The sequence below is a fragment of the Fulvivirga sp. AWR4_260 genome, from assembly GCF_056158185.1.
On the sequence record NZ_JBSWSU010000015.1, the window covers coordinates 1634298 to 1649857 of the forward strand.

The following is a 15560-nucleotide window of genomic DNA, read 5'->3' on the forward strand; positions in this document are numbered from 1 at the left end:
AAATTGTTCGTTTTTAGCCTGTTTGGTAAACTTTTCAGCAAATTCATGCTTTATAGTTGTATATTGAACAAAAAGTAAAACTATGGAAAATGTATGTAAAAATTGTAACCATTGGGCGCCAGATGCGGCTGTGGTTGCTGGTAAAGAAAATTACGGAGAATGTAATAAGCTAAGTCATATAGAGTCTAAAATGGATCCTGATTTTATTATTCCTGTTTTAAATGACGGTAAAGCTGTAGACAAAAATGCAAAAGCTATTGAATATATCACAGGAGCTGCTTTCGGATGTAACCAATTTGCGGAAGCATAAACGAAATCACAAGACGAAGTAAAGGCCGCTCAGTATCATACTGATGCGGCTTTTTTATTGTTTAGTTTTATAATATTTTTGAATCACCTCTTCTAACATAGCCTTAGTCAAAGGTTTGGTTTTAAAATCCGTAATGTCTAAAAATTCTTTCGCTCGCTCTCTGTCTTCGGGGTTTTGAGATGTTGTGAGCATAATTACCAAAAAACCTCCTTTCTGTTCATCAGGAAGCTTTTTATATTCGTCGAAAAATTCCCAGCCGTTCATGCCAGGCATGTTAATGTCTAAAAATATGAGATCGGGGCGGGGCTCACTTTTAGCATCGTCACAATTTGTTAAATATTCTAAGGCCTCTTCTCCTGATTCTCTGGCCACCACATGTTCTACTAATTGGCTTTTTTTAATTACCCTTTCGTGAATAAAGTTGTCATCAGGATTGTCATCGATTAATAGTATACAATTAATGATTGGCTTCATATAGATTTTTATATAATGTAAAATAAAACTTGCTGTAATGCTCAGGTACCGATTCTACCCACATTTCACCATTATGTAATTCCACTATTTTTTTACAGTTTGGTAAACCAATTCCAAAGCCTTCATAGGTGTTATGATTATGAAGCTTTTGAAACATTTCAAAAATACGGTCAAAGTGTTTTTCACTTATGCCAATGCCATTGTCTTTAATGCTAAATAAGAAGGTGTCATTTTCTTCTTTTACATCTATGGTTATAATTGGGGCAATATCTTTTTTTCTGAACTTAATTGCATTGTTTATTAAATTTTGAAATAATTGCCTTGCTTCCGTTTCATAGAGCATTAATGAGGGTAAGTTGTTGATGATTAAAATCTCTGCATTTGTTTTTTGTATTTGATGTTGTAAATCATTGATGATTTCACTGATGACGGCATTTAAGTTCACCAGCTTTAATTCTTTATTTCTACCTAGCCTGCTATATTCTAATAATGACTGAATCAAAACACTCATGCGGTTAGTGGCTTTGTGCATAGCATCAATATACTTTTTGCCATGGTCAGTATCATATATGCTAGAAAAGTCTTCTTTTATGACTTGTAAATAATTAGATACCGTTCTTAGTGGTTCTTGTAAATCATGTGAAGCGATATATGCAAACTGTTCTAGCTGTTTGTTTTTCAGCTTTAGTTGCATTTGTTCTTTGTATATCTTTTCCTGCTTCAGGTGCTCAGAAATGTCTATAATAGAAGCCAGAGTTACAGTGCCTTCTTCTGATTCAATAGAATTGAGCCCAATTTCGACAGGTATTTCAGTTCCGTCTTTTTTTAAGGCAAACAAAGATCGGCCTGGGCCCATTCGTCTGGTTGTTGGAGATTTTAAATACTGTGTTCTATAGGTAATGTGAGAAGAATGGAATCTTGCAGGTATTAAATTCTCTATTGTTAGTCCAATAATTTCAGCATAACTATACCCAAACAATTCTGTTGCCGCTTTATTGGCAAGAGTAATCACCCCTGTTTTATTTACTAATATCATGGCATTGGGAGATGCCTCTACTACCAGCTTAAAGCTTTTTTCGGCTTTTTTTCGTTCAGTAATATCTATGATAGAGGCCAATGTTAGCGTTCCTTCAACTGTCACCAAGGGATTAAGCCCTATTTCTATCGGTATTTCTAGGCCATCTTTTCTCATGGCAAATAGTTCGCGATCGCCACCCATAGCTTTCACTGATGGAGATTGGAAAAAATGATCACGGTATTGTGGATGCTTGTCTTGAAAGCGGGCTGGGATGAGGATTTCTACGTTTTGACCAATAAGCTCTGTACGCGAGTAGCCAAATAGTTTTTCTGTACGGTCATTTACGTAGGCAATTTTACCTTCCTTGTTTACTAATACGATTGCATTTGGAGCCGATTCTACAATCAACTGGAAAGTTAATTCGGTATACGGAGATTTTTGAGTCATATAATCTGCGTTTAAACTCCAAATAGATGATTACTAGATCAATACTAAGTGATGAGTTAAGTCATCTTGTATTAATTTATTGTAGTTGATTGATTGCCAGCTGTGGCTGACCAATCCAAAGTGTAAGTAAGGCTCGTATATACTAAAAATAACATATTTTAAGTATTAAACTAGCTTTGGTAGATCTATTTATTGTGATAACCATATGAAAGAGGTGTTATTAAGAACTTACAGCCAAAAGGTTACCGAGCTTTATAAAATCTTATAAACCAGTAGTTAGTGAGTAAATATTTTTATGCATATGATTTTAAATAAACTTTTAAAACCAGCCGTTTTTGTCGCTTTATTTTTTGCGCTATTGAGTTGTGATAAATTAGATGATTTAACACAATTCGAAATGAAATACGAACAAAGTGTGGTCATACCGAGTGCCTCTACATTAAACTTGCCTTTTGATATATTTACACCAGATGTAGAGAGCAATTCCGAATCGGAATTTGAAGTAAATGATACGAGAAAGGATATGATAGAGGAGATTAAGTTAACCTCTATGAACTTAGTAATTACTTCTCCTTCTGATGGAGACTTTGGGTTCCTTAAATCTATAACGGTTTATATTTCTGCTGATGGGTTAGACGAAATAGCCATTGCTTCAAAAGACGAAATAAGTGATGGCGTAGGTACCACGCTAGAGCTCGATACAAGTGATGATGACCTTAAGGAATATATTAAAAAGGACAAATTTAAACTGAGACTTAACACCGTAACAGATAAAGTGATAAAAGAAGATTATCATATAGATGTAAAATCAGTGTTTTTTGTTGATGCGAAAGTGTTAGGAATATAAAATAGTAAAAGAAGGCTTAGATGTAAGCCTTCTTTTTTTGGTTGTTTAGGTTAATTAATATATTCTTACCCATAGGCCTTTTCCATTACCTGTACCACCACTTCCTGAGGTGGTGATATGGCCTACATTTCCATTTCCATCGTAACCGGCAGCTTTGTTATAGCTCGATGTACAGTTGGTAACAGTGTGTGCTACATTTTGCCCTGCGCTACCTAACTTAAAGCCATTTCCATCTCCATTAGTGCCATAGCCGTTGTTTTTAGCTGTACAGTTGGTGATGTAAACGGTATAAGGTTGGTCGTAAAGATCCCAGCCGTCATCAGAGTTTTCTTCTGCCCAGCAGTGGTCAAATTGGTTGCCTGCACCGGCAGAAAGCTTACATGCAAAACCATCGGCATTTTCACCTCCATTGGCTACATCATAATTGTCATATGAAGTGCAATAGTTTATGCTGTTGTGATGCGATCCATTGTAAATTTGTAAACCGCTATCTTGGTTGCCGTGGGTGGTAACATTGTATACCCAGTTATAGCCTCCATGCTGAAATACAATACCACAATCGGGAGAGTTTTTGATAGTCATATTACTAATATTCCAGTAACTACCATTTACCTTAACTCCCCATCCTGAAGGAATTTGGCTACAATCTAGTGTACCTCCGGTAAAGTTGATTTTGCTACTAGAGGTTCCACTCTTTGCAAGTTCTAGGGTTTGGGTGAGCCTAATAGTACCACTAACAGTAATGATATCACCAGGGCTAGCGCTAGAGATAGCGGAGCGTAAATCTGATTCACTAGTAACGGTGGTGCTTCGAGCATTCTTGGTGCTTAAAAGAGCCAGGTTTTGTTGATTGATGAGTTCTAGTTCTCTGTCTGATTTGGCCTGTGAATCAGGCTTTACGATTTCAGAATCTTGGGAGCAGCTGAATATAAATAAACAAGCTGCCAAATACCACATGGAATTTTTTAGCGATTTCATGATTATACGGGGTTAGATTGAATAATAAATAAAAACAGTAGTTGTTTTATTATTCAAATGTCTGAATTACAGATGGTTTTTGGAATTCAATCAGGAGAGTGTCCTTACTTGGGATAGAATGACAACAAGTCTCATTAATTAAATGTATTAATTACATTTAATTGAGCGTGCGTAAATCTTTGTGCAAGATTTGCACTATAAAATGGTACTTATAAAAGTAGATTAGCTGGTAAATAATGGGAAATATGCAATAAAACTTACATCGTTTTTTTAGTTGCTGATCATTTCATAAATGAAATAGCCAATAATCATTACGATCATAGCTGCATACATGAGCAAATCTACGCGTACATACTCTTTATATTGGCGATACATTTCTTTGATCTTTTTCATGTTACAAAGATAGGTTTTTAAATTATTTTCTTTAATTAACAGCTGCTTTAGCGTTTAGTAATTTTATTTTTAATATGAGTCAAACAAAAAGTAGTGGTTTTGGTACCGGGCCAGTGTTTTTCACAGCTATTTCTACCATTCTTGGAGCTATAATGTTTCTGCGTTTTGGATATGCTGTAGGAAGTGTAGGTTTTGCTGGTACTTTGGGGATAATATTTTTCGCCAACTTGGTAACTATACCTACCGCTATGGCTATTGCAGAGATAGCTACAAATCAAAAAGTTGAAGGAGGAGGTGAGTATTATATTATATCTCGGTCATTTGGGATCAATGTAGGCGCAGCTATAGGTATTGCCTTGTTTTTATCTCAGGCGATAAGTGTTGCTTTCTACACCATTGCCTTTGCTGAAGCTTTTACTCCTGTGTTCGATTATGTAAATCATCAATTTGATCTTGATTTACACGATAAGCGTATTATTAGCTTGCCGGCTGTTATTCTTTTGAGCCTGTTAATGCTCAAAAAAGGAGCAGATTTAGGTATGAAGGCTTTGTATGTGGTAGTAGCGATGCTATTTATATCACTTATATTATTTTTTGTGGGTGATACAGGTTATTCTGCCGGAGAAGGCTCTTTAGAATGGACAAAGCATATTGAAAACCCAAGTACATTCTTTACTGTATTTGCAATAGTATTTCCTGCATTTACAGGTATGACTGCAGGAGTTGGGCTTTCTGGAGATTTAAAAGACCCCAAAAAGTCTATACCAGTGGGCACCTTGGCGGCTACGGTGGTAGGTATGTTCATATACATTTTTATTGCCTATAAGCTTGCCGTTTCTGCCTCACCGGCTGACTTGGTAAATAACCAGCTTATAATGATGGATATTGCAGCTTTTGGGCCTATTATTCCTATAGGCTTAGCAGCGGCCACTATATCTTCCGCATTAGGTAGTATAATGGTGGCACCCCGAACCTTACAAGCACTGGCTGGAGATAAAATTTTTCCTGTAGATAAACTCAATCAGTTTCTGTCAAAAGGCAAAGCCAAAACTAATGAGCCGATTAATGCTACTTTGATAACTAGCATTTTGGCAATTGTTTTTGTGTGCTTGGGTGATGTGAATGCGGTAGCAGAAGTAATCTCTATGTTTTTTATGATTGCATATGGATCGCTTTGTTTGATTTCGTTTTTACAGCATTTTTCTGCTGATCCTTCATATAGGCCTTCATTTAAATCTAAGTGGTATGTATCTCTCCTTGGAGCCATTTTGTGTGTGTACCTAATGTTTAAGATGAATACTCAGTATGCTATAGTGAGTATAATTTTTATGGTTGGTGTATACTTTTTTGTTACCCATGCTAATTCTTCCAAAGAAGGTATGGCCAAGATTTTTCAAGGAGTTATATTTCAGTTGAGTAGGCAGCTACAGGTGTTTTTACAAAAAGCGGAGCGTGGCGAAGAGAACTGGAGGCCGTCTGTTATATGTATATCTCCTGATTTCTTTAAAAGACATACTGCTTACCAGTTTATGAAGTGGATTTCTCATCGTTATGGCTTTGGTACTTACCTGCATTATATCAATGGATATATTTCCAAAGAAAGCTACTTTAAAGCGAAAGAGGAGATTCGGAGGGTGTTGAAAATAACAGAGTCTAGTAAAAGTAATGTTTTTGTAGATACACTTATTTCACCATCTTTTACCAGTGCAGTGGCTCAGGCTATTCAGCTACCTAGTATATCTGGTAAAGAAGTGAACATGGTGTTTTTCGAGTATAGCAAGGATGAGACTAAAATGATTACTGAGGTAGTAGACAATTTTACTTTAGTGAAGTCAGCTGAATTAGATATATGTATTCTAGGTTCGTCAGATAAAGAATTTGGTTTTCATAACAGTATCCATTTGTGGTTAACTCCCAACGATTTAAAAAATAGTAGCCTTATGATTTTACTAGGGTATATTATAATGGGGCACAAAGATTGGCGAAATGCAGAAATTAAAATTTTTGCTGTAGTTAACGAAAAAGACATGTCAGAGCAGGAGGAAAGTTTAGTGTCTCTAATAAAGACAGGTCGTTTGCCGATATCTCCTAAAAACATAGAACTGATAAAAAGTAAGCCGGATGTAAAGGTGAAGTCCATAATCAATGAAAAATCTCAAGATGCCGATTTAACTATTATTGGTTTTAGAGCTGAGGCTATAAAGCAAAAAGGTGTGGAGGTTTTTGAAGGATATGATGATATTGGCAATGTGTTGTTTGTAAACGCTTCGAAAGAGAAAGAAATTCAATAAACATAGGCTGATCAGCTGATTTTTCATGATGTATATCAATTGATTTTTGTACCTGTTGTTTATAAGGCAGTTAGAAGACGAGAAACATCAAATAAAAAAGCACTTCGAGATGTTCGAAGTGCTTAAGATATGATTAAGTGAAGTAATTACTGGCTATAACTGAGTCTTAAATTTTACATAGAAACTGGTGCCTCTTCCAATTTCACTTTCGCACCATATTTCGCCATCCATGGCATCTACATATTTTTTTACGATGGAAAGCCCTAAACCTGTAGAACTTTCATTTCCTGTAGGGCGCGCACTTAATTTTTGATATTTTCTAAACAGTTTCTGTTGATCATCTTTACTAATTCCTGGGCCTTCATCTTTTATTCTCAAAACTGCACTTTGGTTTTCTGAAAATAAACTTATGTTTAAAGTACTTCTCCTTGGAGAAAATTTAAGTGCATTTGAAATAAGATTTTCTACAATTTGATTTATTAAGTTTTCATCTGCCTCTACCGTAATATCGTCAATTATATCATTGTCTATCGAAATTTCCTTTTCTAAGGCCGAAAGTTCAAATTGCTTGAGGCAGTTGGATAAAACATGAGATAAATTAAGTGGTTTGAAATTAATATTTAGTTTCTTAGCCTCAATAGCTTCTACATTCAATATTTTGGCGATCATTTCATTTAGCTTGCCTGCTATAGACTCTATTGTGTCTAAGTACCCAAGCGTTTCTTTATCAAATTTATCGGGGTTAAGTTTTATCACACTAATAAGGCCTTGTATTCGGCTAAGTGGACTTTTTAAATCATGCGCCACAATGCCTATTAAGCTATTCTTTTCATTGTTTAAGCTAATTAATTCAATGTTTTTCTGTAGGATTTCGTCTTTCTGATTTTTTACTTCATTATGCATTTTGCTAATGGTCTCATTGGCCGTGTGTAAGTAATCAGCTTGGTCTTCCAATTCTTGGTTTTTAGCCAAAATGGCATCATTAGCTTCTTTGAGCTTCTGTGTCTGATCTGTAATGTGCCTTTTTTGCTCTATTAGCTCTTCATTTTTATGCCATATAGCCTCGTAGGCTTCTTCCAAACTATCCGCCATTAGCAATAATTCTTTTCTTTTATGTTCGAGCAGAAATTTATCGGACGTAATTATTTCATTATTCTTCTTTAAACGCCCCACTTCAATTCGTAGGTTTTCCACTTCTTTCTCTAGTTTTTTTACATGTGCCGGGTCAACATTTTTTTTCTCAGCACCATTAATACCTGCTTCATAAAGCGAAATAAGAGATTGCAATTCCTGATCATGGGAACTGGTAGCCAATTGTTTTAATTCAACAATGAAATCCTGAAGTGAAAGTGAAGATCCTATATTTTTTCTGCTTTGGTTTTTCTCACACATCTAATTTATATAATATTCCACAGAATTTTTATTAAAAGGTAAGCCAATAAGACTAATTATACTATCGTGTGTAAGAAAAATGAGAATTATCTACTCTTTTATTTTTTTGTTGAGTTTAACAGGGTTTTGGTGCTTTCTCATGCGAATGTTCAGAAACTCAACGACTAAGGAGAAGAAAACAGCAAAATAAATGTAGCCTTTAGGTACATGGTGATGCATGGCTTCAATACCCAACATAAAACCAATGAGTATAAGAAACGATAAAGCTAATATTTCTAGTGAAGGATGTTTGGATATAAAGTCACTTATTTTTTTAGAAAATAGCATCATAATAGCAATGGCTATTATAACTGCAATGATCATTAAAAGTAGTTGATCTGTGAGTCCGATTGCAGTTAATATAGAATCAAACGAAAAAATAATGTCTAAAACTACAATTTGAAATATTACAGCAGAAATTGTCGGTGCACCTTTAATTTTGTGTCCATGTTCTGCTCCTTCCATTTTATTGCCAATTTCTCTTGTGCTTTTAAATATTAAAAACAACCCTCCGGATAGGAGTATTATATCTCTTCCGCTAAAATCCATATTAAAAACGGAGAACAATGGTTGAGTGAAAGAGGTGATCCACGTAATGCCTAGCAATAATGCAACACGAAAAATAAGAGCCATGAGTAAACCAATATTCCGAGCTTTTGGCTGCTGGTGTACAGGAAGCTTATTAGAAACTATGGAAATGAAAATGATATTGTCTATTCCTAATACAATCTCCAAAAATGTGAGAGTTAAAAGTGCTATCCAAGCCTCTGTATGTAAGAATATTTCCATAATACAAATGTAGGTAATTATAATATTATTTAGAGCTCTTGCTAAGCGGTTATAAGTTGGTCAATTTCAATTAGTTCATTTATTTTCTATTTAGGACGTTTGTATAACTTCTGATGTTCGCTATATTTATTTCGTGAAAGCTTATGAATAAAAATTATACTATGAATTTTACTAGACTAGGTAAGTTATTGCCTCTATTAAGTTTGTTATTGGTATATACATCATGTACCAAACAAGAGAAAAAAGAGGATAACCCTAATGAGATGCTTGTCGAAGATGACATTGCAATTTTTTATCCTGATTATTTTGATTCAACTCAAACACTACCATCTTTAGCTATCATTAAAGACCTGAAGAAGGTGGCTTCGTTACCGGATGATTGGAAAGTGAAGCCAATTTTTACGAAGACCGATAGCGGTAGTAAGGTGAGTTTTGCTATTCCTGAAGGTACCGATTTATATGGTACAGGTGAGGTTACAGGAGATTTGAGAAGAAATGGTACTAAAGTAACTTTATGGAACACTGATAATTTTGGCTATGCCAAGTTTAATGGAAAGCAGTTGTATCAGGCTCATCCTTATGTTTTAGGGGTTAGACCTGATGGTTCTAGTTTCGGAATTGTAGCCGATAATACATGGAAGCAGACTATTGATTTAAAAGATTCTATCGTTTTTAATTCTGCTGCTCCATCTTTTAGAGTTTTAATTATTGAAAAAGAAACTCCGCAGGAAGTAGTTACTACTTTGGCTGACCTTACAGGTAAAATGAATTTACCTCCTTTATGGTCACTGGGATACCAGCAAAGTAGATATTCTTATTATCCAGAATCTCAGGTAAGAGAAGTGGCTAATGAGTTTAGAAGTAGGAAAATACCATGTGATGTTATCTGGATGGATATCAATTACATGGAAGGATTTAGAATTTTTACTTTTGAAAAGAAAGGTTTTCCTAACCCTAAAGCGCTTAATGAAGACTTACATGATTTGAAGTTTAAATCTGTTTATATGATTGACCCAGGAGTGAAAAAAGACTCTGCTTATTGGGTTTATCAGCAAGGCTCTGAAGGCAACCACTGGGTTATGGATGAAAATAGAAAAGAGTTTAATGGCGAAGTATGGCCAGGGCAGTGTGCTTTTCCTGATTATACAAGACCAGAGACAAGAAAATGGTGGTCGGGACTTTATAAAGACTTTATGGCTCAAGGAATTGATGGTATTTGGAATGACATGAATGAGCCAGCCGTTTTTGATGGCCCAGATGGAAGTATGCCAGTTACTAATATTCATAGAGGTGGTGGAGACTTACCCGAAGGACCACATATGAGGTACCACAATGCCTACGGATTACTTATGGTGAAAGCTAGCCGTGAGGGGATTCAGGCAGTAAATCCTGAGTTGAGACCATTTATTTTGTCTAGAGCTAATTACTTAGGAGGCCAAAGATATGCTGCAACGTGGACTGGTGATAATAAGTCTACCGTGGAAGATATGAAAATGTCTATACCTATGTCTGTGAATTTGAGCCTTTCAGGACAACCGTTTAACGGGCCCGACATTGGAGGCTTTACTCAAGATACCAATGAGGAATTATTAGCTCAATGGATGGCACTTGGTGCGTATTATCCATTCAGCAGAAACCACTGTGGTATAGATGCTGTAAACCAAGAGCCTTGGGCCTTTGGTAAGAAAACAGAAGATGTGTCTCGTACAGCTATTAACAGAAGATACAGATTGTTACCTTATTTATATACTTTATTTCATGAAGCTGCAGAAACAGGGATGCCAATTATGCGACCAGCCTTTTTTGCAGATTCTAAAGACCTTAAATTAAGAGGTGAAGATGAAGTGTTTATGCTTGGAAATGATCTATTAATTATTCCTTCTTGGTCAGAAGAACATAATTTACCTGCTGGAGATTGGGCTTCAATCAAGTTTGAAGATTATGATGATGGCTATCAGGCAGATGTGAAGTTAAGAGATGGTGCTGTTGTGCCGCTTGCTAACTTGGTGCAAAGTACAGTAGATTACTCTACAGATTCTTTAACATTACTTGCAAACCTTGATGAAAAAGGAATGGCCACTGGTAGTTTCTACGATGATGAAGGACAGGGCTATGGATATAAGAACGGAGAGTATGCTTTAACGGATTTCAATATTTCAAAAACAGAAGATGGTGCTTATAAATTAGAACTATCTAAAAAGGCTGGTAATTGGAATAAAAATAAAGTATATAAAATAGGTGTAGTGAAAGATGGTGAAGTAGAATATAGCGACTGGCAGGATAGTAAAAATTTAACTTTTAAAGTAGTTACTAAAGGAAGTTAATTAATAATATTCAAAAAAATTAGTAAACAAAAGACCTATAGCGTAATGTTATAGGTCTTTAGTGTATAAAGACATTTTATTTTTTAGAGTTGGCAACGCATTATGGGGCTAAGGCATAAGTATTTTAATTTACGGTCATCAAGACGATCAAGGAGAGGGTTATTGATCTCCCTTACGTTGTTTGTGATTGTTTTTATAATAGCTGTGCTACTCACATACCAAAAGATCATTAATTACTATGCTTATGATTTGTTTGGTAAAACGCTGAAGCGCACCATTGAGCTGCGTACCGATGGCCTGTATCAGATCTCTTACGATAGCATTCATGTTGACTTTGTAAGGCAACGTGCTACTTTGTATGATTTGCAAGTAGACATTGATAGCACTAAGCTTAACTTGCAAGACAAGACGCAAGCATTATTTTCTGCACATGTGCCGCGGGTACATGCTGATATTGTCAATTTATTAAGCGTTATTTTTAGTGATCAGCTGAAGCTTAAGGCTATTGTTATGGATAAGCCAGAAGTATGGATTGCTAAGCAAAGTAAGGAAGGAAACACCGGCATAAGTAGAGAAAGTGGTGATATTTACAAGGTGGTGAGTAATCAGATTAAAGAATTTAATCTGGGGAGATTTTCATTAAAGCATGCCAAAATACATTACAAAAGAGATATTGATGCCCAAGGGTACTCTTTTGTGGCTAATGACATTTCGTTTGTAATCAAAAACTTTGGATGGAGCGATAAGAAAAAAAGAAATCATAAATTCTATAGCGATAACCTTACCTTACTGGTAAGAGATCAGACTTTTAAATTACCAGATTCCCTGCATCAGGTTACACTCGATTCAGTGTATATATCTACTGATGCTTCAAAAATAAAACTTATCAATTTACACATGTATCCTCGCAGTGATAAGTTGATTGATAAAGAAAACGATAATATAAATAATGCCTATTTTATAGAGGTGCCTAAGTTGGCGCTAGAAGGAATTAATTTTCATAAAGCCTATGAAGAGAATATTTTAGCCATTCAGCAAATAGATTTAATGGCGCCCAAATTGGCATTAGACAACCTGCATAAATCTTCACACTCTAATAAACGTTCTACAGAGGAGCTTGCCAAATTAATGGCCCAGCTTTTTAATGTTATAGAGGTAAGCAAAGTAAATGTAGATGAAGGGGAAGTAAATATACTGAGAGACCGTGAGTCTAGTTCTTCCCGTTTTAGAGCGGATAAGATTTTTGCACATGTACAAAATGTGCGCTTAGACACACTTACCTATAAAGAAATAGCGTTTGATAGTGCCACAGTAGGGCTTAAAAACTACCTGTATACTTTGCCTGATAGTATTCATACCATGAAGGTGAAAAGCCTTTTTTTTACAACTACTGATAAATCTAATATACAGATAGACTCTCTGGCAGTTTTTGATAGATTGTCTAGTTATGAGAAAAATGTGCGGGGTGGAGTGGTCAACCTAACGGCACCTCATCTTAATATAAAAGGGTTTGAGTTTGATAAGTTTATTGATAATAATGAACTGGTCATGTCAAATGTGACCATTGATAGCCCCACAGTAAAAGGCTACCTGAAAAATAAACCCAGTATGAAAAAGAAGAAGCTAGACTTGGGTAAGCAAGTGGGAGATATCTTTAATTTCTTGTACACTGATAGTATTAAGGTAGTGCACGGAGAAATTGGCTTGTATAAAAAAGGGCAGAGGATTGTTTTAGCAGAAGATGTTAATACCACCATAGGTAACATTATTAATGGCAAAGGAAAAAGCAATCTTTACCCTGATAGCATTTCTATTAATTTAACAGCAGAGAAAGTACAATTTGATGTTAATCATAATCAAGCGCACTTGCAAGGGCTTAAGGTGCATCAGCACAGAGGTGTTACTATTAATGCTGATTGGATAGATTTTTCTACCGGTTCTACCGATAGGTTTAAAGCTAGGCTCTCAGGGCTTACACTAAAAGAGCCGGGTGTCTCCCTAATAGCGGAGTCGCCATATAAAGCCCTTAATGGTTTGAAGGTGGCTAATTTTGATGTGGAGGTAGATCTAAAGGCACCGCAGGTTAACCATAATGAAGAGGTAGAAGAGCAGATAAAAGAAAGGAATCTTAAGCTTTTGGACTTTGGGAAAGGCTCAGTTTCTATTAAAAATGGTGATAATTTCAAACTAACTACCAAAGTAAATCATTTTAAGGTTAAGGAACTGAAATTGAAAACAGGCCTATCTCCTAAAATAAATGGACTAGAGCTTGGGCTTGTAAATACGCTGCTAGTGACCAAATTGGATACCGTAAGCTTTAGAGAGATTAGCATCTCAGAGCGTAAAAATTTATTGTTAGCCAAAACGGTGATGGTGCATGGTAAAAATAATATTTCTGCTAATGCGGTGGCACTGGATGGTTTAAGAGTAGGAGAGTTGGTTAACAATAAAAAGCTATTTGCCTCTAATTTGGACGTAAAGAAGATGAATGTTTACCTCTCGGCAAGGCGGGAGTCTAAGCCAGTACAAAATAGCGATGCCAATGTATTTGAAACGGTAAGAGGTGCAATAAATAAAGTGTTACCAGAGGTTAAAATTGATCAGGCCAATTTTGAAGGTTTAAGTATTCAAAAGACAAGCCAGTTGATGATTAATAATGCCAATCTTGTTTTACAGCGTATTAGCATAAAAGAGAAGGCCGATGCCATGACAAGAATTCCTTTTGCTCAGGTATTGAACGGAACTATAAACTATTTAGGCATTAAAGATAGTACCACCAACCTTCAGGTAGGTGGGGTTAGAATCAACAGTCAGCTAGATAGGGTATACACCTCAAAAGTTGAATTGACAAAAGGAGAAGATGTAATTAAAATTCCTGAGATCAATTTTAGCTTGCCCGATATGTATGAGCTTGTCAATAATAAAAGGCTATATGTAAACAGTGTAAATATTGAAAAGCCCGATATACTTATAGTAAAAGATGAAGTAGGGCAAGGCAAAGGTTTTATCCTAAAGGAGGATGGCTTTGATGAAATTAAAATAGATCAATTTGCAGTCAATAATGGTACTTTCCTCCTTAAAAAAACTAAAAAGAGGGATTTTAAACTTAATGATTTTTCATTGTCGCTGAAGAAAGTCTTTATAGATCAGACCACAAACATCAAAAAGGATTTAATATTTTATGAAGCTTTTTCGGGTTCAGTACGAGATTTTACCATGGATACTAAAGATGGTCTCAGTGCTATGAATTTTAAAAGAGCAGACATCAATTCTTTAGATTCTTCAATAGTAATTAGTCAGCTAAATTTCCAGCCTAAATTTGATAAGGAAGGTTTTATGAAGCGAAAAAAATATGAGTGCGACTGGATAAAAGCTGATTTAAATAAAATTCACTTTTCAGGAGTAAATATTAGTAGGTTGCTCAATGATGAGGAGTTAGACTGTAAATTTTTAGAAATTACAGATGTAGACTTACAGGTTTATAGGGATAAGAATATGCCAGATGGCCCTTTGGTGGAAAAACGCATGTATCAAACTGCATTAAAGAAATTTAAGATACCGGTTAATATTGAATATGCCGCACTAAAAAATGTGGATATAGTATATACTGAGTTTGCAGAAAAAGCATTGAAGCCTGGCTATATAAGCTTTAATAAGCTTAACGCAGATTTTGTAAATGTTACTAACCGTAAAGACTTAATTGCGAATAACCCTTTTATGAAGGTGCATACTACCGCCAAAGTAATGAACCAAGCAGATTTAGAATTAAATATCAATTTTAATCTTAAGAGTAATAAGCAAGAGTTTACACTGAGAGGAAACCTGGCGGCTACACCATTGACTATCTTTAACCCTATAACGCGCTATAATGCTTTTATAGATGTTAAAGAGGGTATGTCAAACAGCCTGCAATTTGAGGTGAAAGCAAATAAGAATGTAGCCTATGGCACCATGTTATTTAGGTATGAAGATTTGAAAGTATCTATCCTAGACAAACAAACGGGATCATCATCAAAGTTGGGTAAATCCATAGTTTCGTTCTTTGCCAATACCTTTGTGATTAATAAAAATAACCCACATCTATTTAAGTTTAGAGAAGGTAAGATTTACTACAAACGCAACCCGAATAAATCATTGTTCAACTACTGGACCAAAACTTTCTTAAGTGGTCTTATTGCCAGTATTGGGGTTAATAATAACCGTAAAGAATTTGAAAGAATGGTGGACGGAGAGTATACCACTAATAGTGATGAGTAGT

The 15560-nt window shown here is 35.4% G+C and carries 11 protein-coding genes; 5 read left to right on the forward strand and 6 right to left on the reverse strand.

Annotated features, from left to right (window positions below; all coding sequences use genetic code 11):
* Positions 1-82: 82 nt before the first annotated feature.
* Positions 83-310, forward strand: coding sequence for a hypothetical protein (locus ACXACQ_RS13490; RefSeq protein WP_474976476.1), 228 nt, complete (start codon positions 83-85; stop codon positions 308-310).
* A 54-nt stretch (positions 311-364) separates the two neighbouring features.
* On the opposite strand, the gene ACXACQ_RS13495 is transcribed toward ACXACQ_RS13490, so the two are convergent.
* Positions 365-784: a response regulator gene (locus tag ACXACQ_RS13495; RefSeq protein WP_474976477.1), complete on the reverse strand. Its 420-nt coding sequence runs from the start codon at positions 782-784 to the stop codon at positions 365-367.
* A complete protein-coding gene (locus ACXACQ_RS13500) occupies positions 768-2249 on the reverse strand; it encodes a sensor histidine kinase (RefSeq protein ID WP_474976478.1) in 1482 nt (493 codons plus the stop codon). Before ACXACQ_RS13500 ends, ACXACQ_RS13495 begins: the two co-directional genes overlap by 17 nt.
* Positions 2250-2646: 397 nt before the next feature.
* Between ACXACQ_RS13500 and ACXACQ_RS13505 the strand changes: the two genes are divergently transcribed.
* On the forward strand, positions 2647-3096 hold the full coding sequence (locus ACXACQ_RS13505) for a hypothetical protein (protein ID WP_474976479.1): 450 nt from the start codon (positions 2647-2649) through the stop codon (positions 3094-3096).
* 54 nt (positions 3097-3150) lie between these two features.
* Here ACXACQ_RS13505 and ACXACQ_RS13510 read toward each other — a convergent pair whose 3' ends face one another.
* Both ACXACQ_RS13510 and ACXACQ_RS13515 read right to left on the reverse strand, forming a co-directional pair.
* Positions 3151-4074 carry a right-handed parallel beta-helix repeat-containing protein gene (locus tag ACXACQ_RS13510; RefSeq protein ID WP_474976480.1) on the reverse strand — a complete coding sequence of 308 codons (924 nt, stop codon included), beginning with the start codon at positions 4072-4074 and terminating at the stop codon, positions 3151-3153.
* A 270-nt stretch (positions 4075-4344) separates the two neighbouring features.
* Positions 4345-4467: a hypothetical protein gene (locus ACXACQ_RS13515; protein ID WP_474976481.1), complete on the reverse strand. Its 123-nt coding sequence runs from the start codon at positions 4465-4467 to the stop codon at positions 4345-4347.
* Positions 4468-4541: 74 nt separating this feature from the next.
* Between ACXACQ_RS13515 and ACXACQ_RS13520 the strand changes: the two genes are divergently transcribed.
* Entirely contained in the window at positions 4542-6758 is a 2217-nt protein-coding gene (locus ACXACQ_RS13520; RefSeq protein ID WP_474976482.1) for an amino acid permease, read from the forward strand.
* 153 nt (positions 6759-6911) lie between these two features.
* Here ACXACQ_RS13520 and ACXACQ_RS13525 read toward each other — a convergent pair whose 3' ends face one another.
* On the reverse strand, positions 6912-8150 hold the full coding sequence (locus tag ACXACQ_RS13525) for a sensor histidine kinase (RefSeq protein WP_474976483.1): 1239 nt from the start codon (positions 8148-8150) through the stop codon (positions 6912-6914).
* A 90-nt stretch (positions 8151-8240) separates the two neighbouring features.
* Complete coding sequence (locus ACXACQ_RS13530; RefSeq protein WP_474976484.1) at positions 8241-8978, reverse strand: TerC family protein; 738 nt, start codon at positions 8976-8978, stop codon at positions 8241-8243.
* Between the two features lie 161 nt (positions 8979-9139).
* On the opposite strand from ACXACQ_RS13530, the gene ACXACQ_RS13535 reads away from it, so the two are divergent.
* Entirely contained in the window at positions 9140-11302 is a 2163-nt protein-coding gene (locus ACXACQ_RS13535; RefSeq protein ID WP_474976485.1) for a TIM-barrel domain-containing protein, read from the forward strand.
* A 183-nt stretch (positions 11303-11485) separates the two neighbouring features.
* Complete coding sequence (locus ACXACQ_RS13540; protein WP_474976486.1) at positions 11486-15559, forward strand: hypothetical protein; 4074 nt, start codon at positions 11486-11488, stop codon at positions 15557-15559.
* The last annotated feature ends 1 nt before the right edge of the window (position 15560 follow it).

What these genes read in the sequence shown, in the direction of transcription:
- ACXACQ_RS13490 (WP_474976476.1), top strand. Translation starts at nt 83, where the DNA reads ATGGAAAATGTATGTAAAAATTGTAACCATTGGGCGCCAGATGCGGCT.
- ACXACQ_RS13495 (WP_474976477.1), bottom strand. Translation starts at nt 784, where the DNA reads ATGAAGCCAATCATTAATTGTATACTATTAATCGATGACAATCCTGAT.
- ACXACQ_RS13500 (WP_474976478.1), bottom strand. Translation starts at nt 2,249, where the DNA reads ATGACTCAAAAATCTCCGTATACCGAATTAACTTTCCAGTTGATTGTA.
- ACXACQ_RS13505 (WP_474976479.1), top strand. Translation starts at nt 2,647, where the DNA reads ATGAAATACGAACAAAGTGTGGTCATACCGAGTGCCTCTACATTAAAC.
- ACXACQ_RS13510 (WP_474976480.1), bottom strand. Translation starts at nt 4,074, where the DNA reads ATGAAATCGCTAAAAAATTCCATGTGGTATTTGGCAGCTTGTTTATTT.
- ACXACQ_RS13515 (WP_474976481.1), bottom strand. Translation starts at nt 4,467, where the DNA reads ATGAAAAAGATCAAAGAAATGTATCGCCAATATAAAGAGTATGTACGC.
- ACXACQ_RS13520 (WP_474976482.1), top strand. Translation starts at nt 4,542, where the DNA reads ATGAGTCAAACAAAAAGTAGTGGTTTTGGTACCGGGCCAGTGTTTTTC.
- ACXACQ_RS13525 (WP_474976483.1), bottom strand. Translation starts at nt 8,150, where the DNA reads ATGTGTGAGAAAAACCAAAGCAGAAAAAATATAGGATCTTCACTTTCA.
- ACXACQ_RS13530 (WP_474976484.1), bottom strand. Translation starts at nt 8,978, where the DNA reads ATGGAAATATTCTTACATACAGAGGCTTGGATAGCACTTTTAACTCTC.
- ACXACQ_RS13535 (WP_474976485.1), top strand. Translation starts at nt 9,140, where the DNA reads ATGAATTTTACTAGACTAGGTAAGTTATTGCCTCTATTAAGTTTGTTA.